Origin of the sequence: Candidatus Methanocrinis alkalitolerans, from assembly GCF_029167205.1 — an archaeon.
Taxonomy (GTDB): domain Archaea; phylum Halobacteriota; class Methanosarcinia; order Methanotrichales; family Methanotrichaceae; genus Methanocrinis; species Methanocrinis alkalitolerans.
Genome location: NZ_JARFPL010000001.1, coordinates 12204 through 34766 on the forward strand (window position 1 = coordinate 12204; position 22563 = coordinate 34766).

General features: G+C 60.5%; 23 protein-coding genes. 19 read left to right on the plus strand and 4 right to left on the minus strand.

The features are described 5' to 3' along the window. Positions 1-72: 72 nt before the first annotated feature. From P0O24_RS00060 to P0O24_RS00085, 6 genes are all read left to right on the plus strand, one after another. Positions 73-1146: a DEAD/DEAH box helicase gene (locus P0O24_RS00060; protein ID WP_316967692.1), complete on the plus strand. Its 1074-nt coding sequence runs from the start codon at positions 73-75 to the stop codon at positions 1144-1146. Between the two features lie 12 nt (positions 1147-1158). Continuing rightward, the gene (locus P0O24_RS00065) at positions 1159-1356 is read left to right on the plus strand and encodes a helicase-related protein (protein WP_316967805.1); all 198 of its coding nucleotides are present in this window, start codon (positions 1159-1161) and stop codon (positions 1354-1356) included. Between the two features lie 147 nt (positions 1357-1503). Further along, positions 1504-3291, plus strand: coding sequence for an NACHT domain-containing protein (locus P0O24_RS00070; protein ID WP_316967693.1), 1788 nt, complete (start codon positions 1504-1506; stop codon positions 3289-3291). Positions 3292-3519: 228 nt separating this feature from the next. Next, on the plus strand, positions 3520-3732 hold the full coding sequence (locus P0O24_RS00075) for a type II toxin-antitoxin system HicB family antitoxin (RefSeq protein ID WP_316967694.1): 213 nt from the start codon (positions 3520-3522) through the stop codon (positions 3730-3732). After that, a complete protein-coding gene (locus tag P0O24_RS00080; protein ID WP_316967695.1) occupies positions 3719-3949 on the plus strand; it encodes a type II toxin-antitoxin system HicA family toxin in 231 nt (76 codons plus the stop codon). Before P0O24_RS00075 ends, P0O24_RS00080 begins: the two co-directional genes overlap by 14 nt. Positions 3950-4135: 186 nt before the next feature. Further along, on the plus strand, positions 4136-5296 hold the full coding sequence (locus P0O24_RS00085) for an NAD(P)/FAD-dependent oxidoreductase (protein WP_316967696.1): 1161 nt from the start codon (positions 4136-4138) through the stop codon (positions 5294-5296). A gap of 38 nt (positions 5297-5334) precedes the next feature. Here P0O24_RS00085 and P0O24_RS00090 read toward each other — a convergent pair whose 3' ends face one another. Continuing rightward, positions 5335-5640: a DUF3467 domain-containing protein gene (locus P0O24_RS00090; RefSeq protein ID WP_316967697.1), complete on the minus strand. Its 306-nt coding sequence runs from the start codon at positions 5638-5640 to the stop codon at positions 5335-5337. Positions 5641-5738: 98 nt separating this feature from the next. On the opposite strand from P0O24_RS00090, the gene P0O24_RS00095 reads away from it, so the two are divergent. From P0O24_RS00095 to P0O24_RS00120, 6 genes are all read left to right on the plus strand, one after another. Further along, the gene (locus P0O24_RS00095) at positions 5739-6263 is read left to right on the plus strand and encodes a hypothetical protein (RefSeq protein ID WP_316967698.1); all 525 of its coding nucleotides are present in this window, start codon (positions 5739-5741) and stop codon (positions 6261-6263) included. Continuing rightward, on the plus strand, positions 6260-7120 hold the full coding sequence (locus P0O24_RS00100; protein ID WP_316967699.1) for a shikimate kinase: 861 nt from the start codon (positions 6260-6262) through the stop codon (positions 7118-7120). Before P0O24_RS00095 ends, P0O24_RS00100 begins: the two co-directional genes overlap by 4 nt. Further along, complete coding sequence (locus P0O24_RS00105) at positions 7117-7401, plus strand: chorismate mutase (RefSeq protein WP_316967700.1); 285 nt, start codon at positions 7117-7119, stop codon at positions 7399-7401. Before P0O24_RS00100 ends, P0O24_RS00105 begins: the two co-directional genes overlap by 4 nt. 33 nt (positions 7402-7434) lie before the next feature. Continuing rightward, positions 7435-7824 carry a 5-(carboxyamino)imidazole ribonucleotide mutase gene (locus P0O24_RS00110; RefSeq protein WP_316967701.1) on the plus strand — a complete coding sequence of 130 codons (390 nt, stop codon included), beginning with the start codon at positions 7435-7437 and terminating at the stop codon, positions 7822-7824. Positions 7825-7845: 21 nt separating this feature from the next. Further along, on the plus strand, positions 7846-8286 hold the full coding sequence (locus P0O24_RS00115; protein ID WP_316967702.1) for a universal stress protein: 441 nt from the start codon (positions 7846-7848) through the stop codon (positions 8284-8286). 139 nt (positions 8287-8425) lie between these two features. Then, positions 8426-8857 carry a universal stress protein gene (locus P0O24_RS00120; RefSeq protein WP_316967703.1) on the plus strand — a complete coding sequence of 144 codons (432 nt, stop codon included), beginning with the start codon at positions 8426-8428 and terminating at the stop codon, positions 8855-8857. A gap of 264 nt (positions 8858-9121) precedes the next feature. Here P0O24_RS00120 and P0O24_RS00125 read toward each other — a convergent pair whose 3' ends face one another. Both P0O24_RS00125 and P0O24_RS00130 read right to left on the minus strand, forming a co-directional pair. Further along, complete coding sequence (locus P0O24_RS00125) at positions 9122-10180, minus strand: M42 family metallopeptidase (RefSeq protein ID WP_316967704.1); 1059 nt, start codon at positions 10178-10180, stop codon at positions 9122-9124. A 45-nt stretch (positions 10181-10225) separates the two neighbouring features. Further along, positions 10226-11761 (minus strand): beta-ribofuranosylaminobenzene 5'-phosphate synthase, encoded by a 1536-nt coding sequence (locus P0O24_RS00130; protein ID WP_316967705.1) that lies wholly within the window; start codon positions 11759-11761, stop codon positions 10226-10228. Positions 11762-11846: 85 nt separating this feature from the next. On the opposite strand from P0O24_RS00130, the gene P0O24_RS00135 reads away from it, so the two are divergent. The 7 genes from P0O24_RS00135 (at position 11847) to P0O24_RS00165 (ending at position 21484) form a co-directional block, all read left to right on the plus strand. Beyond that, positions 11847-13103 carry a hydroxymethylglutaryl-CoA reductase, degradative gene (locus P0O24_RS00135; RefSeq protein WP_316967706.1) on the plus strand — a complete coding sequence of 419 codons (1257 nt, stop codon included), beginning with the start codon at positions 11847-11849 and terminating at the stop codon, positions 13101-13103. Positions 13104-13111: 8 nt separating this feature from the next. After that, the gene (gene pheA / locus P0O24_RS00140; protein WP_316967707.1) at positions 13112-13930 is read left to right on the plus strand and encodes a prephenate dehydratase; all 819 of its coding nucleotides are present in this window, start codon (positions 13112-13114) and stop codon (positions 13928-13930) included. Positions 13931-14185: 255 nt separating this feature from the next. Continuing rightward, the gene (locus P0O24_RS00145; RefSeq protein WP_394356630.1) at positions 14186-15340 is read left to right on the plus strand and encodes an inositol-3-phosphate synthase; all 1155 of its coding nucleotides are present in this window, start codon (positions 14186-14188) and stop codon (positions 15338-15340) included. A 212-nt stretch (positions 15341-15552) separates the two neighbouring features. Next, complete coding sequence (locus P0O24_RS00150) at positions 15553-17208, plus strand: PAS domain-containing protein (RefSeq protein ID WP_316967709.1); 1656 nt, start codon at positions 15553-15555, stop codon at positions 17206-17208. A gap of 96 nt (positions 17209-17304) precedes the next feature. Beyond that, entirely contained in the window at positions 17305-17586 is a 282-nt protein-coding gene (locus P0O24_RS00155; RefSeq protein WP_316967710.1) for a peptidylprolyl isomerase, read from the plus strand. A gap of 209 nt (positions 17587-17795) precedes the next feature. After that, on the plus strand, positions 17796-19577 hold the full coding sequence (locus tag P0O24_RS00160) for an SLC13 family permease (RefSeq protein WP_394356631.1): 1782 nt from the start codon (positions 17796-17798) through the stop codon (positions 19575-19577). Positions 19578-19705: 128 nt separating this feature from the next. After that, positions 19706-21484, plus strand: coding sequence for an SLC13 family permease (locus P0O24_RS00165; RefSeq protein WP_394356632.1), 1779 nt, complete (start codon positions 19706-19708; stop codon positions 21482-21484). Positions 21485-21562: 78 nt separating this feature from the next. Here the strand turns inward: P0O24_RS00165 and P0O24_RS00170 are convergent, their stop codons facing one another. After that, positions 21563-22459 (minus strand): sulfurtransferase, encoded by an 897-nt coding sequence (locus P0O24_RS00170; protein ID WP_316967713.1) that lies wholly within the window; start codon positions 22457-22459, stop codon positions 21563-21565. Between the last annotated feature and the right edge of the window lie 104 nt (positions 22460-22563).

Here is a 22563-nt window from a genome sequence, read left to right on the forward strand (position 1 = left end):
TCCATCTAACCGACGAACAGCTGTAGAGCCATATATTGCACCCCTCGATGAAGACCAACAGACAATGAAGCCATGAAGCTCACCTTCGATAAAGGGACGATCCTGATCCGCGGAGAAGCCCGGGTACCCAATTCCATTTGGGACGAGCGCTCCAGGGCCTTCAGAGCAATGGCTCTCTACTACAGGGATATCGTCGACTTCCTGAAGACCTCGGGCCTTGAATTCAGGGACGACGTCCTCAACCTCATCCCATGCCCCGAACTTCAGAGCAGCGTCGTATTGAGAGATTATCAGAGGCAGGCCCTCGATGCCTGGTCTGCTAACGGTCATAGGGGCGTTATCGTCCTGCCAACAGGTAGCGGAAAGACGGTTGTTGGTATAAAGGCCATATCGCTCCTCAACACCCCAACTCTTGTCGTGGCCCCTACCCTCGACCTGGTGGATCAGTGGCGCGCCCGTCTGAACGAGGAGTTCGATACCGACGTAGGCGTATTTGGTGGAGGAGTGCGGGACATTAAGGCTTTGACCGTCTCCACCTACGACTCGGCATACATCCATGCAGCCAAACTCGGGAACAGGTTCGCCCTCGTGATCTTCGATGAGGTCCACCACCTCCCTACTGCCGGGTATCGGAACATAGCCGAGATGTTCGCCTCTCCTTACAGGATGGGGTTGACGGCCACCTTCGAGCGGGAGGACTGTCTCCATGAAGAGCTGAACCGGCTGGTGGGCGGGAAGGTCTTCGAGAAGAGGGTAAAGGAGCTCGCCGGCAAGCACCTGTCACCCTTCCGTCTCGAGAAGATCACCGTCGATTTGACCGATGAAGAGCAACAGGAATACGATATAAATCAGAAAACCTTCTCGAACTATCTGGCCAGGATCGACTTAACCATCCGGGGGCCTTCCGACTTCCAGAAGCTGGTCATGAGAAGCGGCAGAGATCCTGGTGCCAGGAGAGCGTTGCTCGCACGGAACCGGGCGAGGGAGATAGCTTACAACAGCTCCTCGAAGATAGGTACTCTATCGACGATCCTGAAGAATCACAGAGACGGCAAGATCTTCATCTTCACCGAGCACAACAAGCTCGTCCACCGGATCTCAAAAGAGTTTCTGATACCCGCCATCACCTATAGAACCCCGTCCTAAGAGAGGAGCGAGATCCTGGACAGGTTCCGATCAGGGATGTACAGGGCGGTGGTCACCTCCAAGGTACTGGACGAGGGTATCGACGTTCCGGACGCGGACGTGGGCGTCATCCTCAGCGGCACGGGAAGCGAGCGGGCCTTTGCGGAGTCGTGGGAAGACGACGGATTTATGCAGCAGGTTGCTGAACAAATTCCGTGGTTACACAATTGATTCATCCTGGATAAGATGAGGGATAGGTCCGGACGGGAGTGGTACCTTCACAAGACGGTGAAGAACGGTTGGAGTCGGAACGTCCACTAAAAATCATAGTGCGAAAACTTTTAGCACCAATAGATCCTCAAATACTTGAGGCAAGAGATGATCCCCATATCCCTCCGCACGTTATCGCGCTTCATCACCTTTTCTGCCTGCCTAATTTTCATCATATGGGGGTACAGTGATTACAGCAACGGGATCATGCCTTATCCCCAGGCGGCGGGTTTTCTGCTCGCTTTGGCTGCCTTTCTCGGGTCGTCCCGAGTCTCTGAGAAGCCTGTCTTTAAGCCGTCTGAAAAGGAATTGGCCGCCCGCGACGCCCACAATCGCCAGGCGATGCTCAACCGGGTGCGGGACTTCTGGGTGAAGGGGGTGCTGGAGAGCTCCCCCCACGAGGAGGCGCGGATCGAGCTGGGCCTGGAGGAGCGAAGAGACGCCGTCGCCGAGCGCCCCTGGGACGTGATACTGCGGACCCCGGACCGGCCGGACTGCGTCCTTCCTCCCGGAACTAAGATCTCCGACGTCTTCGAGAGGGTCGGCCGGTCCCTCCTCATCCTGGGAGAGCCGGGGGCCGGGAAGACCACCACCCTGCTGGAGCTTGCGAGGGAGATGATCGACCGGGCCGGGGAGGACCCCTCGGAAAAGATACCGGTCGTCTTCAACCTATCTTCATGGACCGACCCGAAGCAGCCGATCGCCGACTGGCTGACAGAGGAGCTGAGGGCGAAGTACAACATCCCGAAGAAGATCGCCGCCCCCTGGGTCGAGAACGACTCTTTCCTCCTTCTCCTCGACGGCCTCGACGAAGTCGCACCGGAAAGAAGGGACGCTTGCGTCGTGGCGATCAACAGCTATCTCGATGAGCACCTGGTCCCGGTGGTGGTCTGCTGTCGTAAAGAGGAGTACGATGCCCTGGATGGCAGGCTCAACTTACAGAGTGCGGTCCTCCTGCAGCCCCTGACGCCCGAGCAGATCGATGGCTATCTCGAAAGACTTAGCCCGGATCTCAACGCTCTTCGAGAGGCGCTACAAAGCGATCGCGAACTTCAGCAGTTCGCCCAAACACCCCTGATACTTAGCATTATGACCCTCGCTTATCGAGGGATGCCTATTGAAGAGCTTCAATCGCTCGGCTCTATTGAGGACCGGCGCAGGCATCTCTTAAAGACCTACGTCGATAAGATGTTCAAGCGTGACGTTCCAAGGACCGATTCGAAGCTGTATCCAAAAGATAAGATGATTCACTGGCTCTCCTGGCTGGCCCGGAAAATGTCGGAGCATAACCAGACCGTGTTCATGATCGAGCGGATGCATCCTAGCTGGTTGGATACGAAAGCTCAAATGCGGCTGTATTCGATGATAATTGATCTGGTCGGTGGGCTGAGATTTGGGGCGAATTCTGGGCTGTGGGTTGGGTTGATTGTTGGCTTTTGGATTGTTTGGCTGAGTTTTGGGCCTATTGTCGGGCTGTTTGTTGGGATAATTCTTGGGATAATTGTTGGGGAAATTGTTACTGCGATTCTTGGGCTGGATGATGGTGAGGATCGTGAGATAGAACTTGATGAGGACCGGGGGAATTTTGGACTGATTGTTGGACTGATTGTTGGGCTGTTTGTTGGGCTGAGTGTGGGGCTGAGTGTTAGGCTGAGTGTGGGGCTGAGTGTGGGGCTGTTTACTGGGCTAATTTTTGCTGGTGTGAACGTCATCGAACATTTCGTCCTCCGTCTAATACTCTGCCGCGAAGACTTCCTCCCCTGGAGGCTGGTCCCCTTCCTCGACTACGCCGCCGAGCGGATATTCCTCCGCAAAGTCGGCGGAGGCTACGTCTTCGTCCACCGGATGCTTATGGAGTACTTCGCCTCCCTAGAGCCTGGACCTGGCGGAAGGTGAAATCTTTTATCAGGCCGGAAACGGAAACCTTCATCACCCCCATCCCCCACCACCAAACGACCGTGAACTGCGACGTTCTGGTGGCGGGGGCCTTCCCCTCGGGGATCGCATCCGGTCCACGATTGGGCGGAAATTCCCAGGGAAGGGGAGAAGGCAACTATGTGGAGGTTCCTCGAAAGGAGGATGGTTTAACTGATGGGTCGCATATATTCGACCGGGTGATTGGACATGTGGACGTTTACGGCTGTGGTCTATAGGGAAGAGGAGATGTACGTGGCTCAATGCCCCGAGGTCGGGACGGTCAGCCAGGGGAAGACGCCAGAGGAGGCCGTGGACAACCTGAAAGAGGCGACCGAGCTTTACCTGGAGGAGTTTCCTCTGGAAGAGAAGAGACGACCTTTCATAACCACCTTTGAGGTGGTTCACGTTGTCAAAGCTTAGGACGGTCTCCGGCGAGGCGGCGGTCAAGATACTCTGTAACAAGTTCGATTTTGAGATCAGCGGACGCACCGGAAGTCACGTTCGGCTATCGAAGATGACGCACGACGGAAAGGTCGGGACTGTGGTGCCCATGCATCGGGAACTGAAAATTGGTACGTTGAAGGGCGTGCTGAAGCTGGCAAAGGTCGACGAGGACGAGTTTGCCGAGTATTTGTGATCGTCCGTTCTCGGGTCGGGCTCGTTCCTGTTGAGGGCTTTGATTCATCTTGTTTTTCGAGGGCTCGATCTCTTCGCCTCTGCCTGAACCTGCATGAGATTCCCGGACTTGCCAGGCTCCTAGCGTTTTGCCCCTCTTTGTCCGAAACAGAAACCTTCATCATCCCCTTTCTCCCACCAAACATCCGTGTACTGCGACGTTCTGGTGGTGGGGGCCTCCCCCTCGGGGATCGCCGCCGCCACATCAGCCGCCGAAGGCGGCGCTGAGGTGATCCTCCTCGACAAAGAAATGGGCGGCGACTTCGACCACCCGGCGAACACCTTCTTCGACGGTATGTTCCGCCGGGCGGGTCTGGAGGTGGAGGAGGAGTACGTCCTCCACGACCTCGAAGGGATGAGGATAATATCGCCCGCTGGCCACGCCGTCGAGATCCCGGCGCCGGGCAGGTTCATCGACCGGGGGAAATTCGACGCCCTCTACCTCGGCAGGGCCGAGGGGGCCGGGGTCCGGCTCATGCGGGGCGTCGCCCGGTCCGCCCCCCTCGCGGGTTCGGGGCGGCGGGTCGAGACCGATGCCGGGGAGATCGGGGCCCGGGTCGTCATCGACGCCTCCGGGGTCGATGGATTGATCGCGAGAAAAGAGGGGCTTTCGCCCCTGAAGCATCCGGAGGACGTCGCCTGGGCCGCCGAGGCGGTCGTCGAGCTTTCGGGACTCGGGGAGGAGAAATACTTCGAGTACTTCGTTGGCTCGATCTCGCCGGGGTGGAAGGCGACCTTCTCCCCCGGTGGAGGGGATTTGGCGACTTTGGGGGTCTTCGTCCGGGGGCACGGCCGGGACGTCCGGCCGTTCCTCGACCGGTTCGTGGAGCTGTTTAAGAAATACAAGTCCGCCGAGTACGACGTCTCGGAGATGAAGGTCGTCTCCATCAACCGGGGCGGGGACGCCATCGCTGCGCTCCCCGGCGAGATCGTCGCCGACTCCCTGATGGCGACGGGGGCGGCGGCGGGGATGAGCGGGATCGCCTACGCCATGCGGGCGGGGACGATCGCCGGGGAGGTGGCCGCCGGGGCCGTGGGATCGGGGGACGTATCGATCCGGGGGTTCTCGCCCTACATCCGACGGTGGCGCCGGGAGTTCGGCCTGGAGTATCGGATGGGTCGGGCGTCTCTATTGACCCTCGGCAGGATGAGGGATGAGGAGATAGACCGGCTGGCTTTGGGCCTTTCTAAGAGGGACCTCGGCGTTCCGGGGTCCTTCTTCAGGAAGGGGCTCTCGACGGGGATATCCCTGGCCACGACGCGGCCCCGGACGATCCCCAGCCTCGTCAGAAGCTTCGTCGAGGGCTGAAGAGGACGCGGGTCCAGAGGCCCGAGCCCGTCATCAGGTCAGGCCACCTCGACGTTGCTGCTCTCCTCTCTGCCGCCGCCGTCCTCGGGGAGCTTGATCTCGCCGTATGTCGCCTCGTACCTCTTCAGGTTCGTTGAGAGGGCCCGCAGCAGCCGTTTTGCATGTCGGGGGGTTATCGTCACGATCGCCCTTCCCTGGGCGAGGTTCGTCTCGGGGATCTTGTGGAGGAAGGTGAGGGTGACCTCGTCGTCGGCGTGGCTTATCTTGATCAGGTTCGCATATACCGGCTCCAGGCTATCGGGGATCCTGACCCCCAGCTGCTGCGTCCTTTTCTTATCCGTCAAACTGCTTCACCGGAGGGTTTGTTGGTATGAAGCCTGCCTTATCCCTTTTCCCTGCGGGATACGAAAATCCTTTAACCGCTGGAGCGGTCTTCTCAGCCATGATAGAGCTGAGGAGTGACCCTTACGTCCTGAAGTCCCGGACCGTCCAGGATACGGAGCTGGATTTCAGGATAAACCTGAACCTCTCCTGGTGCCGCGGCGTCCTCTTCAACGTGGTGGCTCAGAAGAACTCCGTCGCCATCGTCGAGTACGACGCCCTCCTCTGGACCGATGAAGCTCTCATGTTCGTCGAGTACAAGGACTCCGTCGCGGCCTACAAGAACCTCTCCACCCGGAGGATCCAGCAGATAGGAAGCCTCGCAAAGAACATCGCCGCCGGCCTAGGCTACCGATCCTACACCTTCGTCGTGGTGGTAAACGACCTGTCCTCTCCCACGACGAGGGGCGGCGCCGTCGTCATCCCCCTCTACATGCTCGGAAGCTACGAGCCGGTCTTCAGCTCCGCGGTCTCGGAGCTGGAGATGCTCGATAAGCTCATCGAGAAGTACGCCAAGAGCGGCAACGACGGCGTCGCCGGAGACCTCTCCAAGCTGAAGACCCTCATCGAGACGGGGTTATCTTGAGCCGGAGGGGAAGGGCGACGGCCCTGGGGGCGGCGACGGTCCTCAACGCCGTCGCCAACTGGAAGGGCTCCGCCTTCGGGATCGACCTCCATACCTCCGCCGAGGTCGTCCTCGACGACTCGCTTTGCATCAGGGGGGACGTCCCCGGCATCGACGACTCCCTCATCGTCAGGTCCGTGGAGCTGGTCCTGGAGCGGTTCGGCGTCGAAGCCGGTGGGGTCGTCAGGACAAAGAGCGATATACCCCTCGCCCGGGGGCTGAAGAGCAGCAGCGCCGCCGCCAACGCCGCAGTCATGGCGACCCTCGACGCCCTGGGAGAGGTGATCGACCCCCTGGAGGCGACGAGGATCGGGGTCGAGGCGGCGAGGGCCGCAGGGGTCACCATCACCGGCGCCTTCGACGACGCCGCGGCCTCAATGCTGGGGGGCTTCGTCGTCACCGACAACCGGAAGATGTCCCTTCTCAAAAGGGAGGCCCTGGAGTCGGAGGTCCTCCTCCTCGTCCCCGAGGAGAAGATCTTCTCGAGAGATACGGACGTCGCAAGGTCGAGGCTCCTCTCCCCCATCGCCGACCTGATCTTCGAGCTCGCCCTGGCCGGAGATTATTCTCGGGCCATGACCCTCAACGGCCTCGTCTACTGCACCGCCCTGAACCTCTCCGCCGACCCCATCTTCACGGCTCTCGCCGCCGGAGCCGGGGGGGCGAGCCTATCGGGAACCGGCCCCGCCTATGCAGCCCTGGCAGAAGACGATATGGCGGAGGGCGTCGAGTCGGCGTGGCTCGATCTGGGCGGAAGGGTCATAAGGACAGAGGTTAACAACATCGGCTCATCATTGGCCGTGAGGTGGCGATCATGAGCCTGGAAGATCTTCGCGCAGATGTAGAGAGAGTTGACCAGGAGATAATAAGGCTGATAGACGAGCGGGTGAGGCTTGCTGAAGATATCTTCGAGGCCAAGAGGGCTCTTGGTGCGGGGATCGAGGACAAAAATCAGGAGATTCTGGTGATGAAGAGGGCTCTTGACATGGCCACAGAGCTGGGGCTTGACCCGGGAGCGATAAAGGAGATATTCGCGACCCTCATCAGGATGAGCCTGGAAAAACAGCACGAGCTTCTGGGGGATAATAATCTCCCTTAGAGCCATTTCGCGAACCTTTGGGGTTTGGGATATATGACCGAAGTAGCCGTAATATCAGGGTCCAGATCTGACAAGCCCGTGGTGGATAAGGTCCTCCGGGTCCTCGGGGAGAAGGGGGTCGCCTTTGAGGAGAAGGTCCTGTCCGCCCACAGAAACCCCGACGAGCTGGACCGGTACATAAAGGAGACGGATGCGAAGATCTTCATAGCCGTCGCCGGCCTATCCGCCGCCCTTCCGGGCGTCATCGCCTCGCGGACCGATAGGCCTGTGATCGGGGTTCCGGTGAGCGCGAAGCTCGGGGGGCTTGACGCCCTCCTGGCCATCGCCCAGATGCCGCCGGGGGTTCCCGTCGCCTGCGTGGGGATCGACAACGGCGAGAACGCCGCCCACCTGGCGTTGAGGATCCTGCGGTCCAATGGGTAGGCGTCAAAGGGAGCGTCCCGTATGTACAGGAAGATCCTCATAGCCACCGACGGATCCGAGGTATCGAAGGCCGCCGAGAGGGGGGGGATGAAGCTCGCGAAGTCCCTCGGCTCCGAGGTTGTAGTCCTCAACGTGATAAACGAGATGGCCATCTCAAAGGCGATCGCCGCTCTCGTAGGCAGGGGCTTCACCGAAGAGGATCTTAGGAGGACCCTCAAGGACTCTGCCGAGGAGATCGTCATGGAGGCGACGAAGATGGGCGAGGACTCCGGCGTTCGGGTCGATCCCCTCATCAGGGAGGGGGACCCGGCCCTCAGGATCCTGGAGACCGCGGCGATAGAAGGCGCCGACCTGATCCTCGTGGGCTGCCACGGCGAAGGCGGCATCACCTCGAATCTGATCGGAAGCGTCGCCCAGAAGGTCCTGAACTGGTCTGAGACGACGGTGATGGTGGTGAGATGATGGGGTCGTACCACGGCCCTTTCGCACTTTATAAGGCTTCCAGATGCCGGTATCGGAAAGATACCTATTTATATCAAAGGCGCGGTGGATAGACTTAAAAGGTCCAGAAGGTTGTAGGGAGATAAAGAGGTGTAATAAAATGTACGATCGGATTCTAGTCGCTACAGACGGCTCCGCAAAGTCCAAGGTCGCAGTCCAGCAGGGCGTAGACCTGGCTAAGGCGATCGGCGCGAAGGTGCTCGGAGTTTACATAGTGAACGAGGTAGTGGTGGCCAGCGCCGTCAGGCAGCTGGGAGCTGACAAGAAGGATATCGAAGCCAAGCTCCAGGCCAGCGGAGAGAAGGCGGTGGCCGAGATCAAGAAGATGGCCGATGAGGCGGGCGTCTCCGCCGAGACTATGGTCAAGTCCGGCGCGCCAGCCAACATGATCGTCGACATCGCCAGGACCGAAGAGGTCGATCTGATCGTAATGGGCAGCCATGGTGAGAGCGGCGTTACAAAGCTCCTCATCGGAAGCGTCGTCCAGAAGGTCCTTTACTGGGCAACCTGCCCCGTCCTCGTAGTGAGATGATTTAAGATGGCAGCAGTAGAAGCGATGGCCGCAGCCAGCATAGTCTGGCCAGCTTTTGCGGTTGTTTTCGTCGTCGGCACCATCCTCGCCTATACGGTAATCAGCCTGATAGGCGGCAGCTAGATCGGCGGATAGACGTCCTCTCGGCAGAGGACGTTTTCGACACTTTTTTGGATCATTTTGGTCATCCTATAGGTGGCCGTATATCGATATACATCGAGGTCATCGAGATCGAAATTGAAGAGAAAAAAAGGAATGTCGCCCCTATTCCTCTGTTTTGAAGTATCGAGGGGCGGTCTCCAGGGCCCGGGCTATAAGCTCTGCGCAGGCATCGACGTCCTTGATGCTCAGGACCTCTACGGGAGAGTGGATGTACCGGGTGGCGACGCTGATCACCCCGGTGTGAATCCCCTCTCGGGTCAGCTGTATGGCGGTGGCGTCGGTGGTCCCGCCTCCTGAGACGTCCATCTGGACGGGGATCTCGAACTCCCCCGCCGTCTCGGCGAGCCAGGAGACGACCTTCTCCGTCGTGATGATCCCCCGCCCCGAGGCGTCGGCGATGGTGATGACCGGCCCCTTCCCCATCTCAAGAGCCGAGTCCTTCTTCTCGATCCCCGGATGGTCTCCGGGGATGGTGACGTCCGTCGCGAGGGCGACGTCGGGACGCAGGTCGAAGGCGGACGTCCTCGCCCCCTTCAGCCCCACCTCCTCCTGGACCGTCCCCACGGCGTATATCGTGGACTTCGACCTCGTTCGCTTCAACGCCTCGATCATCATTACGACCCCGGCCCGGTTGTCGAGGGCCTTGCCCGTCACCCTGTCCCCGGCGAGCTTTGCCAGGGCTCGGTCGATGGTGATGGGGGTTCCTGCTTTGATCCCCAGGGCCTTGGCCTCTTCCTCATCAGCGCAGCCGGCGTCGACGAACATATCCTTGATCTCGACGGGCTTCTTCTTATCGTCGTCCTTCATGACGTGGGGGGGCTTCGATCCGATGACGCCGTATACCGGCCCCGAATCGGCGTGGACGATAACCCTCTGGTTGAGAAGCGTCTGGTCGAACCAACCGCCGATGGTGACAAAGCGCAGAAATCCCTTCTCGTCGACGTACTTGGTCATGAGCCCTATCTCGTCGACGTGGGCTGCGATCATCACCGACGGCCGCTCCCCCTTCCTGGTGGCGACGAGGTTTCCGAGGTTATCGATCCTGATCTCGTCGACGTAAGGGGCTATCTCCTGGCGGATGAGATCCTGGACAGACCCCTCCCGCCCCGAGATCCCGTGGGCGTTGCTCAGAAGTTCAAGAAGCCTTTCTATATCGCTCATCTTATATCATCTCGCATACAAATGTATAATTATACAACAGAAAATTCAGGCGACCCTGACCCTCGCCCCCGAGTTCCGGGCCCTGGTGACCAAGACATCGCCCCCGGTATCCCTCATCACATCCATCGCCGCCGACTCTATCTCCCTTGTGTTGGAGTCGGCGACGGCGTAGACAGTCGGCCCGAAGGAGCTGAGACCCGCTCCGGCGGCCCCCGCCGTCCTCATCTCCTCCATGATGGTCCTGACGAGGGGATGGGCGAGCTCCACCTCCACCCTCTTGAACCCCAGCTCCTGGACCCTGTTCACAGCATCGCCGAAGCTCTCGATCTGCCCCTCCAGGACCGACGGCATCATCCTCACTATGATCTCGCGGCAGAGCTCTGCGACCTCACCCTTCGGGACGGGACAATAGGTCCCGAAGACGTCCAGTTCTCTTTGGCCGAAGGCACCTTTCGGTACCTTCGGCGTCGCGAGAAGAAATATCCAGTCATCAGGGACCTCTCCTCGCATGATCACCGGCGCAGGTCCGACCCCCGCGGAGGCGGAGGAGGGGCGGTAGTCGATCTTATCTTTACCGGGGCCCAAGGAGTGGCCGCCGTCGACTATGAACCCGCCCCTCTCGAAGGCCGCGACCCCAATACCGCTGGTGCCGCCCCTCCCGACGGCCACGGCGATATCCCGGGCGGATGCCGTCGTGCCATAGAGCTCGCAGAGGGCTCTGCCCACCGCCATGGCGAGCTGGGTTCCGGCTCCGAGGCCGACGTGTTGCTGGTAGCAGGACCTTATTCTAATATCGGCGCCCGGAAGGTCGAACCGTTTCATCACCGCCTCGGCCGCCGCCATAGCTCTATGGGCGTTCTCGCCTCTGACGCGGAGCTCCTCGCTCCTCTCAGCCTCCACCACGATGGTGGGCTCCTCCAGCGCCACCCCCACGCCGCCGTCGACCCTGCCCAGGTCCCCGGCCATATCCGTGAGGGTCAGGTGGATCCGGGATGGGGTCTCTACGACCACCCTGGACCTATCCTGGAATTTGTTGTAGGGGAAGGTCTCGGTGATGGACATGAGGGGCCTTTCGTGCCTTATGATCTTGTAGTCCCTCGATAGCATTGGCTCGGTGGAGAAAACCTTGAAGATCCCCCTCATCTCCTCCCCGTCCTCCAGGGACCTCACCCTCAATAGGTCGCGCCTCGACTCGATCCTGTGCTTCTTTAAGATCGTTCCGATGGGGACGTCCGCCCGCATCAGGTCGGCGCGAAATCGGTCTTCGAGCCGCTTTATGGGGGTCCGGGAGGTGGCATGGATGAGGGTCTCCCCGGAGGCGGAGCTTTTTAGCTTCACCACCCTGTAGTTTACATCGTCCCCCGGATCTATCTCCAGCTCCCGGGCGGTCGCCTCATCGGCGGCCATCACCTTCTGGACGATCGTCTCGATCTCGACGGGGCTTCCTGTGACCACCTCCAGAAGGCAGGTGACGGAGCCGTCGGTCCCCAGGAGCATCTTCTGGACGGGGCTGAGCCTCCCCACCGCCTCTTCCAGCTTTCCGATCTCCTCTCCGATCCTGAGGGGCGATGATCCTGACACATAAAAAAGAAGTGCAGCCCGGCATAAAGTTTTTCCCCTCCGGGGACGAGCCTTCTCATCGCTGGGCATTTTGGAGGTAGTTTATTTGAAGACGTCGAGAATTTCGGGGTTATACAGTCTTTCCGCTTCGGATCGGCTCAAGATGGTGGCGGAGAGCGCAGACCTCTCCGGGGACGAGGTGGAGGCGATCGAGACCGGTGGCCTCACCCTCCACCAGGCCGACAAGATGGTGGAGAACGTCGTCGGCCTATTCGCCATCCCCCTGGGGATAGCCACCAACTTCGTCATAGACGGCCGGGAGGTCCTGATCCCCATGGCGACGGAGGAGCCCTCGGTGATCGCTGCCGCAAGCAATGGGGCGAAGATGGCCCGCTCAGGCGGCGGATTTGTCACCAGCAGCACCCGGCCCGTCATGAGGGCCATAATCCAGGTGACGGGGGTCGACGACCCTTGCGGGGCGAGGCAGACGATCCTCGCCCGGTCTTCAGAGATCGCGGCTAGGGCAAACGAGAGGGACCCGATGCTCGTCAGCCACGGCGGAGGGGTAGTCGGCATCGAGGCGGAGGTCGTCACCACCAGGAAAGGTCCCATGGTCGTCGTCCACCTCCTCGTCGACTGCAGGGACGCCATGGGCGCCAACGCCGTCAACACCATGGCCGAGGCACTCGCCCCCTTCATCGAGGAGATCACCGGCGGCAGGGTATACCTGCGGATCATATCGAACCTCGCCGACCTGCGGCTCGCCCGGGCCCGGGCGGTCTTTTTGGCCGAGGAGATCGGAGGGGCGGAGGTCGTGGACGGCGTCATCCTCGCGTCCGCCCTCGCCGAGGTCGACCCCTATCGGGCCGCCACCCACAACAAGGGAATCATGAACGGCGTTACGGCGGTGACGATGGCCACCGGAAACGACACCAGGGCCATCGAGGCGGGGGCCCACTCCTACGCCGCAAGAGGCGGTGCCTATCGGTCTTTATCGGTATTCGAGAAGAACAGAGACGGAGACCTCGTCGGATCCATCGAGCTTCCGGCTGCCGTCGGGACCGTCGGCGGCGCTACAAGGGTCCATCCCGTGGCTAGGGCGAGCCTGAAGGTTCTGGGAATCGTCTCAGCCGACGACCTGGGGAGGGTCCTCGCCTCGGTGGGCCTCGCCCAGAACTTCGCGGCCCTCCGGGCCCTCGCGACGGAGGGGATCCAGAGGGGCCACATGTCGCTTCACGCCAGGAACGTCGCCGTCGAGGCGGGGGCGATCGGCGACGAGATCGAGCTGATCGCATCGAAGATGGCGGCGGAAAAGAGGATCAACGTCGACAGGGCAAGAGAGCTCCTGAGAGATGGAAGATGAAATATCAGATGAAGAGAGCCGTCGGGGTTTTGGGGCCGGAGGGGACCTTCTCGGAGAAGGCGGCTAAAAGGCTTATGCCTGACGGCGATATCCGATACTTCCGGGACTTCGAGGAGGTTATCGCCGCCGTCGAGAGCGGCGATCTGGATATCGGGGTCGTCCCCCTGGAGAACAGCCTGGAGGGATCGGTGGGCCAGACCCTCGACTCCCTCCTGGGCCGAGATGTACAGATCATCGGCGAGATAAACCTCCGGGTTAGGCACTGCCTCCTGGGCCTGGGAAGTCCCGGGGAGGTGAAGGTGATCCTCTCCCACCCTCAGGCCCTCGCCCAGTGCAGGGGCTACCTCAAACGCCGGTTCCCCGAGGCGGAGCTGAGGACCACCGGCTCCACCAGCCACGCCGCGCGGCTCGCCCAGGAGTTCTCCGAGATGGCGGCGATCGCCGATGCCGAGGCCGCGGAAAGGTACGGCCTTGCGGTCATCGATAGAAACGTCCAGGACTCAGACGAGAACGTCACGAGGTTTGCCGTCGTCGGCCGGGTGGCACCGGAGCCGACGGGTTTTGATAAAACCTCCCTCGCCATATACCTGGAGAGGGCCGAGGCCGGCGCCCTCTGGGAGGTCCTGGGGGAGTTTGCGATCCGAAATATCAACCTCACCAAGATCGAGTCCCGCCCCAGCAAGATGGGCCTCGGCGACTACTACTTCTTCATCGACCTCGAGGGGCACGTCTCCGACCCCCTCGTCGAGGAGGCGCTGGCTCGGATAAAAAAGAGGGCCGCCATCACAAAGGTCCTCGGCTCCTATCCCCGGACCGGATCTTTTTAGGGGGTTATAGACCCTATCTTCGGCTTGGAGGCGGGAGCGGACCGGAGAGGGTGTCCTTCGGATGGGGCGATATAATCAATCCATTTTTCCGGCGGATATCTTTCGCTGCCGATATGAAAGAAATTAGCTTCAGACGGCCGCATGAAGCCCAAATTTTGGGGTCGAAATGGCCTATAGGTTTATCTAATAGAAATGTAGCATACTCGGTATCACGTTAAGTTTTACTACTTCAGGTGAATTCGGGAGGCGATGAGGTTGAAAAAAATAAAATTAGCGATTGCCGGCCTCGGCAACTGCGCCAGCTCTCTCATCCAAGGGATTGAATATTATAAAACTTCTGATGATGAAAATTGTATAGGGCTGATGCATCGGTCCATCGGAGGATACAGCCCCGGCGACATAGATGTGGTGGCGGCTTTCGACATCGACGAAAGAAAGGTGGGAAAGGACGTCAGCGATGCCATCTTCGCCCCGCCAAACTGCACCAAGTCCTTCTATCCCGACGTCCCCTTCATGGGAGTTGTGGTGAAGAAGGGGCCGGTCCTGGACGGGGTCGCTCCTCACATGTCCTCTTACGACGAGAACAAGACCTTCGTCGTCTCCGACCTCGAGCCCTGCGACGTGGTGGCTGAGCTGGAAGATAGCGGCGCCGAGGTTCTCATCAACTACATGCCCGTAGGCTCGGAGGAGGCGAGCAGGTTCTATGCCCAGGCGGCCCTGGATGCCGGAGTGGGTTACGTCAACTGCATGCCGGTATTCATAGCCTCCGATCCCGTCTGGGCGGAGAAGTTCAAGGACGCGGGCGTCCCCATAGTAGGCGACGACGTCAAGAGCCAGATAGGCGCCACCATAGTCCACAGGACCCTGGCCAAGCTCTTCACCGATCGGGGATGCAAGCTCGACCGGACCTACCAGCTGAACACCGGCGGAAACACCGACTTTTTGAATATGCTCAACCAGGAGCGTCTCAAGTCCAAGAGAATCTCCAAGACGGAGGCGGTCCAGTCGGTCCTCGACATCCCCCTCATGGCCGACGACATCCACATCGGACCCTCTGACTACGTCCCATGGCAGAAGGACAACAAGATCTGCTTTTTGAGGATGGAGGGGCGGATCTTCGGCGACGTGCCCATCGACCTCGAGCTCCGGCTCTCCGTAGAGGACTCCCCCAACAGCGGCGGGTCCACCATCGACGCCATAAGGGTCTGTAAGATGGCCATCGACAGGAAGGTCGGCGGGCCCCTCATCGAGATATCGGCCTACACCATGAAACATCCGCCGATACAGTATCCCGACCACGTGGCGAGGGAGATGTTGGAGAGTTTCATCAAGGGGGAGGTCTACGACGTCGGCCCCGACTCCCCCCTGGGGCGAGAGATGGCCACCGCCGTCCAGGAGAAGGGCGAGTGAGGCCGCGAGATCAAAAAGCCGAGTCGTGCGCCTCCTAATCACATCCCTCGTCCTCCGAACGATAGATCGCCATAGGGATAAACCCGCCCAGAAGGCAAAATCATGGGGCTTCTGATTCGCCGTCTCATCATCGATGCCCACCATCACAGGTTCAGGTCATATTTCGGTCTGTCCTCTGGGCGTCGTACCCCAGAGCTCGTCGGAGGCCGCATATGATCAGGGTTCTTTTGGTCGACGACGACCCCACCCTTCTGGAGCTCACCCGGATCTTCCTGGAGAGGTCCGGCGATATCGCCGTCGACGCCGCGGGATCTGCCCTCGAGGCGCTTTTAAGGCTTGAGGGAGTGGCGGACCCTTATGATGTGGTCATATCCGATTATGCCATGCCGGAGATGGACGGCATCACTTTTCTGAAGGCTGTACGAGGCCGGAAGCTCGATATCCCCTTCATCCTCTTCACGGGAAAAAGCCGGGAGGAGGTGGTGATCGAGGCGCTCAACTCCGGCGTCGACTACTACATACAAAAGGGCGGCGATCCGAAGGTCCTCTTTGCAGAGCTGACCCATCAGATCCGGCAGGCAGCAGATCGCGAGAGGGCCAGGAGGGAGGATCAGATAGAGAGGGTGCTGGCCCTGGAGCTCTCCGGGGCGACCTCTCTATCGGCAGCCCTGAAGCTCTGCGTCGATGCAGCTATGGAGGTCTCGGAGGCCGACTGCGGGACGATGTACCTTCTGGACAGAACCTCCGGAAGCTTCGTCATCCGCTACTCCACCGGGTTCTCTTCTGAGTTCGTCGAGGAGATATCCAAAAGGAGGCGAAGTCCGGGGACGTCGCTGATCGCGAGGGCCAAGAGGTCCATATACATCCGATATCAAGATAAGGACCTCCCCCTCCAGGAGGCCCGGGAGCGGGAGGGGCTCCGGGCCATGGCCGTAGTCCCGGTCCACCATGAGAACGAGGTGGTGGGCTACTACAGCGTAGGAACTCACGCCTCAGATGAGATCCCTCACCAGAGACGTAGCGGCCTGGAGACCATCGCCGCCATGACGGGAAACGCCATCTTTCGCCTCCAGGCCGAGGAAGATCTCCGGAGGAGCGAGGAGGAGCTTCGGGCCATCTTCAAGGCGGCGGAGGTCGCTTTCGTCATAACCGATGCCACCGACCCAGACCCCACCGTCCTGGAGTTCAGCCCCGGGGCTGAGAAGATCTTCGGCTATAGTCGCCAGGAGATGGTGGGGGGGGCGGTCTCAAGGCTTCATCTCCCTGAGGATGTGGCCCTCTTCCCCGAGGTACACCGGCAGATGAGGGAGGGGGGCCGGGGCTTTTCTGGGCTCATGACCCTGGTACGAAAGAACGGCGAGAGGTTTCCCGCCCTCTTCTCGACCCACCCCCTCTTCGACGAGTCGGGGCGGATGCGGGCAGCCCTTGGCGTCAGCATCGACGTTACCGAACAGAGGCTCGTCGAAGAAGCTCTCAAAGAGAGCGAGGAACGGCTGAAGTTGGCGGTAGAGGGGGGCAACCTTGCGGTCTGGGACTGGAACCTGGCGACGGGGGAGGAGGCTTTCAGCGATAAATGGTGCGAGATATTGGGGTACTCCGTCGAGGAGCTGAAGGCCAGCCTCGGGATCTGGGACCGGCTCGTCCATCCCGACGACCATGCGAGGGTAAAGCAGGCCTTGAGGAATCACCTCGACGGGCTGACCCCTTACTGTGAGACCGAACAGAGGATGAGGTCTAAAGACGGGCGCTGGGTCTGGATTTGGGGCCGGGGTAAGGTGGTATCATGGGACGAGAGAGGCCGTCCGGCGAGGATGACCGGGGTCATCCAGGAGATGAGGGGAGGGAGGGGCGGATCCCGGGACCTCTGAGGTTTCTCCTCGCCGGTGGAGACGAGGGAGAAATAATGGCGTCGGATACAGTAGTCCCGGAGAACCTTTTTATCCCGCCCCGCCAACGACCCATCCATGACCAAACAGGTTCATGCCGCCCACATACTCGTAAAAACGGAGAAGAAGGCGAAGGAGGTCCTCGATAAGATCCACAAGGGCGAGAGCTTCGCCGAGATGGCCCGGAAGTACTCCGACTGCCCCTCAGGGAAGAACAAGGGCGACCTCGGATGGTTCGGGAAGGGGAAGATGGTCCCCGAGTTCGAGAGGGCCGCCTTCGAGGGGGATAAGGGGAAGGTCCTGGGGCCGGTGAAGACCGACTTCGGCTATCATATTATAAAAGTTCTCGACAAGAAGTAGGCTTCTCTTAGAATCGGCTCCTCCATGGTGAAGAAAGCGAGCAACGACGAGAGTGCTTATATCAACTTCTCCGAAAGTGCTGCAGCTCTCGTCAGACGGATTGCCATAGCCTCGGGCGGCGGCGTCAGGCGCCCTCGGGCCAAACCTATAAATCTCATTCCCCCATAATTTGTTGGGTGATGGCCGGAGATGAGATTCTGATATTCGGGATGACCGGAGATCAGGTCATGATCTTCGGCGTCCTTCTATTGGCGCTCATCTTCTTCGTCTGGGGTCGATGGCGCTACGACATAGTATCTCTCCTCGTCCTCCTCACCGCCGCCATCGTCGGCCTCGTCCCCTGGGACCAGGCATTCCTCGGCTTCGGCCATCCCGCCGTCATCACCGTCGCCGCCGTCCTCGTCGCCAGCCGGGGCCTTTTGAACTCGGGTGTCATCGACGTAATGGCGGGGTGGCTCTCCCGGGCGGGGGACTCCCCGACCCGCCAGGTAGCCTCCCTCACCGGCCTCATAACCCTCCTATCCGGTTTCATGAACAACGTCGGCGCCATGGCCCTCCTCCTCCCCGTCGGCGTCAGGATGGCGATCAAAAGCGGCAACTCCCCATCGATCCTTCTGATGCCCCTAGCCTTCGGATCCCTTCTTGGAGGACTGTTGACCCTGATCGGAACCCCTCCCAATATCATAATCGCCACCTTCAGGGCCGAGAGCGTCGGCGAGCCCTTCAGCATGTTCGACTTCACCCCCGTCGGACTGGGGGTGGCTGTTGCAGGGTGGCTGTTCATATCTATGATAGGCTGGAGGCTCGTTCCAGCCCGCAGGTCTCCTTCATCCAAGGAGAGGCTCTTCGAGATAGAGAACTACCTCACCGAGGTCCTGGTCCCTGAGAGAGCGAAGCTCGCGGGTAAGACCCTCCAGGAGGTGAGGGAGGTCTCCAAGGCCGAATTTCAGGTTCTCGGTCTTCAGAGCGGCGAGATGAAAATTGCGTCGCCCTCTATCTTCCATCCTCTGATGCCCGGGGATATCCTCCTGGTGGAGTCGGACGCCGATGAGCTGAAGATCTTCCTCGACGATACCGGTTTCAAGCTCGGCGAGGAGAAGAAGCTCGGCGAGGAGGCCCTCAGCTCAGAGGATATGGATATAGTTGAGGCGGTCGTCAAGACCGATTCGAGACTGATAGGCAGGACGGCGAGGTCTGTTAATATGAGGTGGCGGTACGGGGTCAATCTCGTAGGGGTCGCCCGCCACGGCGTCCAGCTCCATAAGCGGCTGGGACGGGTCAGGTTTCAGCCAGGCGACGTCCTCCTCATCCAGGTACCGAGGGAGGTCCTGCCGGAGGTGTTGAGCACCATGGGGTGTCTCCCCCTGGCGGAGCGGGGGCTCCGCCTCGCCCATACGAGGCGGATAGTCCTATCCGTCGCGATCTTTGGATCGGCGATATTGGCGGTGGCCGCAGGCCTCCTCCCCGTCCAGATCGCCGTGGTTTTGGCGGCGGTGGCTATGGTGATGGGGGGGATCCTCAACCTGAGGGAGGTGTACACCTCTATAGACTGGCCCGTGATAATCCTTCTGGGGGCCATGATCCCCGTGGGACGGGCTCTTGAGACGACGGGTGGCGCAGGCCTCATCGCTGAGAGCATCCTTGCCGTATCCGGAAACTATACCCCTGTCGTATCCCTGGCGATGCTCCTTGTCATCACCATGTTCCTATCGGATATAGTAAACAACGCCGCGGCAGCGGTATTGATGGCGCCTATCGGCCTTGGGGTCGCCCAGTTCATGAACCTCTCCCCGGATCCCTTCCTGATGGCCGTCGCCATAGGAGCATCCTGCGCCTTTCTTACGCCGATCGGACATCAGTCCAATACTCTGGTGATGGGCCCAGGTGGGTACCAGTTCGGAGATTACTGGAGGATGGGGCTGCCCATGGAGATGGTCATAGCCGTCGTCTCTATCCCCCTCATCGTATTGGTCTGGCCCTTCAGCGGGTGAACTGGATGGACCGGACCGGCGGGAACGACGGGAATGGGTGAGGATCGATCTCCTCTCCAGCCATCAAAAAAATATAAATTCTAAAAGAATTATATGATCAAGAATTGTTGGGGGACGATCTGGTGGCGATGGGGACAGAACAGCTCCTGATATTCGGCATTCTGGGACTCACCCTCCTCCTCTTCATCTGGGGGCGGTGGCGGTACGACATCGTCGCGATGATGGCGCTCATCGCCGCGGCGATATCTGGGGTCGTACCCTGGAACGAGGCCTTCTCGGGCTTCGCCCATCCGGCGGTGGTGACGGTAGCCGCGATCCTCATCGTCAGCAGGGCCCTCCTCAACTCCGGGATCGTCGATCAGATCCAGAGGTCGATCACCAGCCCCAAAGATTCGACGAAGCGGCAGGTGCGGTCGCTGACGGGTCTCGTGGCGGTCCTATCCGGGTTCATGAACAACGTGGGTGCGCTCGCGATCCTCCTCCCCGTGAGCCTCCGCGTCTCCCGGAGGACCGGCAATCCTCCCTCCGCCCTACTGATGCCCCTGGCCTTCGGGTCCCTCCTCGGTGGCCTCTTGACCCTCATAGGCACTCCGCCCAATATCATAGTCGCCTCCTACAGGGCCAAGGTGGTGGGCGAACCGTTCAGGATGTTCGACTTCACCCCCGTCGGAGCAGGGGTCCTTCTGGCAGGCCTCCTCTTCATATGGATCTTCGGCTGGAAGCTGACCCCCCAGAGGAAGGGGCGATCCTCGAAGGAGGACCTCTTCAAGATCGAGAACTACATCACCGAGATATGGGTATCCAGCAGGTCGAAGGTCGCAGGAAAGAGGCTCCGGCTTCTGAAGCAGGCCCCTGTATCGGATATGCAGATATTGGGCCTCGTTCGGGGCGATATCCGGATCCCCATGCCCGCCGGAGACGAGGTCCTGGAGCCGGGGGACATCCTGGCGGTGGAAACTTCTGCCGAAAATATAAAATCGCTCCTGAAGTGGGGCCGGTTTGAGCTCCTGGGAGGTATGAGGGTCGGAAAGAAGGCGCTCATCTCCAAGGAGATCGGGCTTATCGAGGCGGTCGTCGCCACCGACTCCCCGATGTTGGGGGAGACGGCGAGGAGCCTATCTCTCGCCCAGCGGTATGATATGAACCTCATAGCCGTCGCCCGGCGGGGGGAGGTCTTGGCGGAGAGGCTCAGCGAGATCGCCTTCCAGCCGGGGGATGTCCTCCTGATGCAGGGGCCGTCGGGGACGATACCCGAGGTTCTGGAATCCCTGGGCTGCCTCCCTCTGGCCGAGCGGGGTATGAAGCTTGGGAGGCGCCAGAAGAATGCGGCAGTGCCTCTATCGATCTTCGGAGCTGCCCTCGGGGCGACGGCCGCGGGGATCCTCCCCGTGGAGATCGCCTTCACATCGGCGGCGTTGGGGATGGTCCTCGCCGGGGTCCTCACGATCCACGAGGCGTACGAGAGCATCGACTGGCCGATCATATTCCTCCTGGGCGCTCTCATCCCCGTCGGAGCGGCCCTGGAGAGCACCGGAGGGGCGGAGACGATCTCAGCCGCCCTCCTTCAGGCTATGAGCCCCTTCCCGGCTGCGGTGATCCTGGCGGCCCTCCTCGCCTGGACTATGATCCTGACGAACATCGTCAACAACGCCGCAGCGGCGGTGATAATGGCCCCCATCGCCGTCAATGCCGCCCGGGTCTTGGAGCTCTCGCCCGACCCCTTCCTGATGGCCGTAGCCGTCGGCGCATCCTGCGCCTTTCTTACGCCGATCGGCCACCAGTCCAATACCCTGGTGATGGGTCCGGGAGGCTACCAGTTCGGGGACTACTGGCGGCTCGGCCTCCCCCTGAGCGTCGTCGCCGCCCTCGCCGCCGTCCCCCTGATCCTCCTCTTCTGGCCTCTTTGAGGGGTGGCGGCTCGGAGATCCGGGCGGGATCGGTACGACATCCAGCTCCTCATCTCCCCTCTCCCTCTATCTGTTCCTTCAGGTCAAGATCGAGAGGGCCGCATCGTACCCCATGGAATAGAGGGGGTACCACACCATCGAGGCCACCCCTCCCTTGCTGGAGTAGACGACCACCTGCTGGTCTTTGTCCAGGCCCCCGAACGCCTGGGCCAAGGCCTGGGAGCTCGCAAGGCCGTTTGAGCCCATTACCCTGGAATATTCGATGTGTATCGCCCCGTCCAGGTGGCCGGCGTTGTACTCGGCAGCGGTCCTTGGGTCTACCAACTGGTGGCCCGCCAGCTCGTCGGCGGAGGCGAAGAGGTCGAGGTTGGGGTTCGGGCTGTAGGTCTCAGGGGCTCGAGGGGTGGAGGTTTCGACGAACTGTAGCCCCGCAGCCTTGCGGCCTCCCTTGGTCCCCTCCAGGAGGCGGACGTCCTGGTGGCCCAGGTACTTCATCACCCAGAAGGCGAAGGTGTCGTATCCGTTGACGAAAGAGTCGCCGTAAATCACCAGAGGATCGTCCTCGGAGATCCCGGCCGCCCCGAAGATGGCGGCGATCTCCGCCGGCGACTTGAGGCTGTCGTCGGTGTGGAATACCTGGTCGAGGGGCAGGTGGATCGATCCCTCGATGTAAGATTCATCGCCGGGAACGCCGGCGTAAGCCATCACCAGCCTCTTCTCCCCCATCCTGTCTTCGTAGAGGGCTCTCGCGGTGATCGCCGATGAAGGCAGGTTCTGTACCGCACCCCCGGCGGTTGCTGAGGCTGACTCCATAGAGCTTGCGCCTTCCATGCTCGCGCCTATGAACGATAGACCTGACGACCACGTTCCACCTCCTCCACAGCTAGCACAGCCGGCGAACGCTCCCCCCGAAAGGGCTACAGCGGTCGCCAGGACCGCTGCGAGAATCCGTATTGAACTTCTATAGTTTCCCATGAGATGCATCCTCCTTGATGGTTTGCTATTAACGACTCCGTCCGCCCCTTCGATCTCGATAGATCGTCCGCCCTTTATTCCGCGGACATGGCGAATCAGAGTCG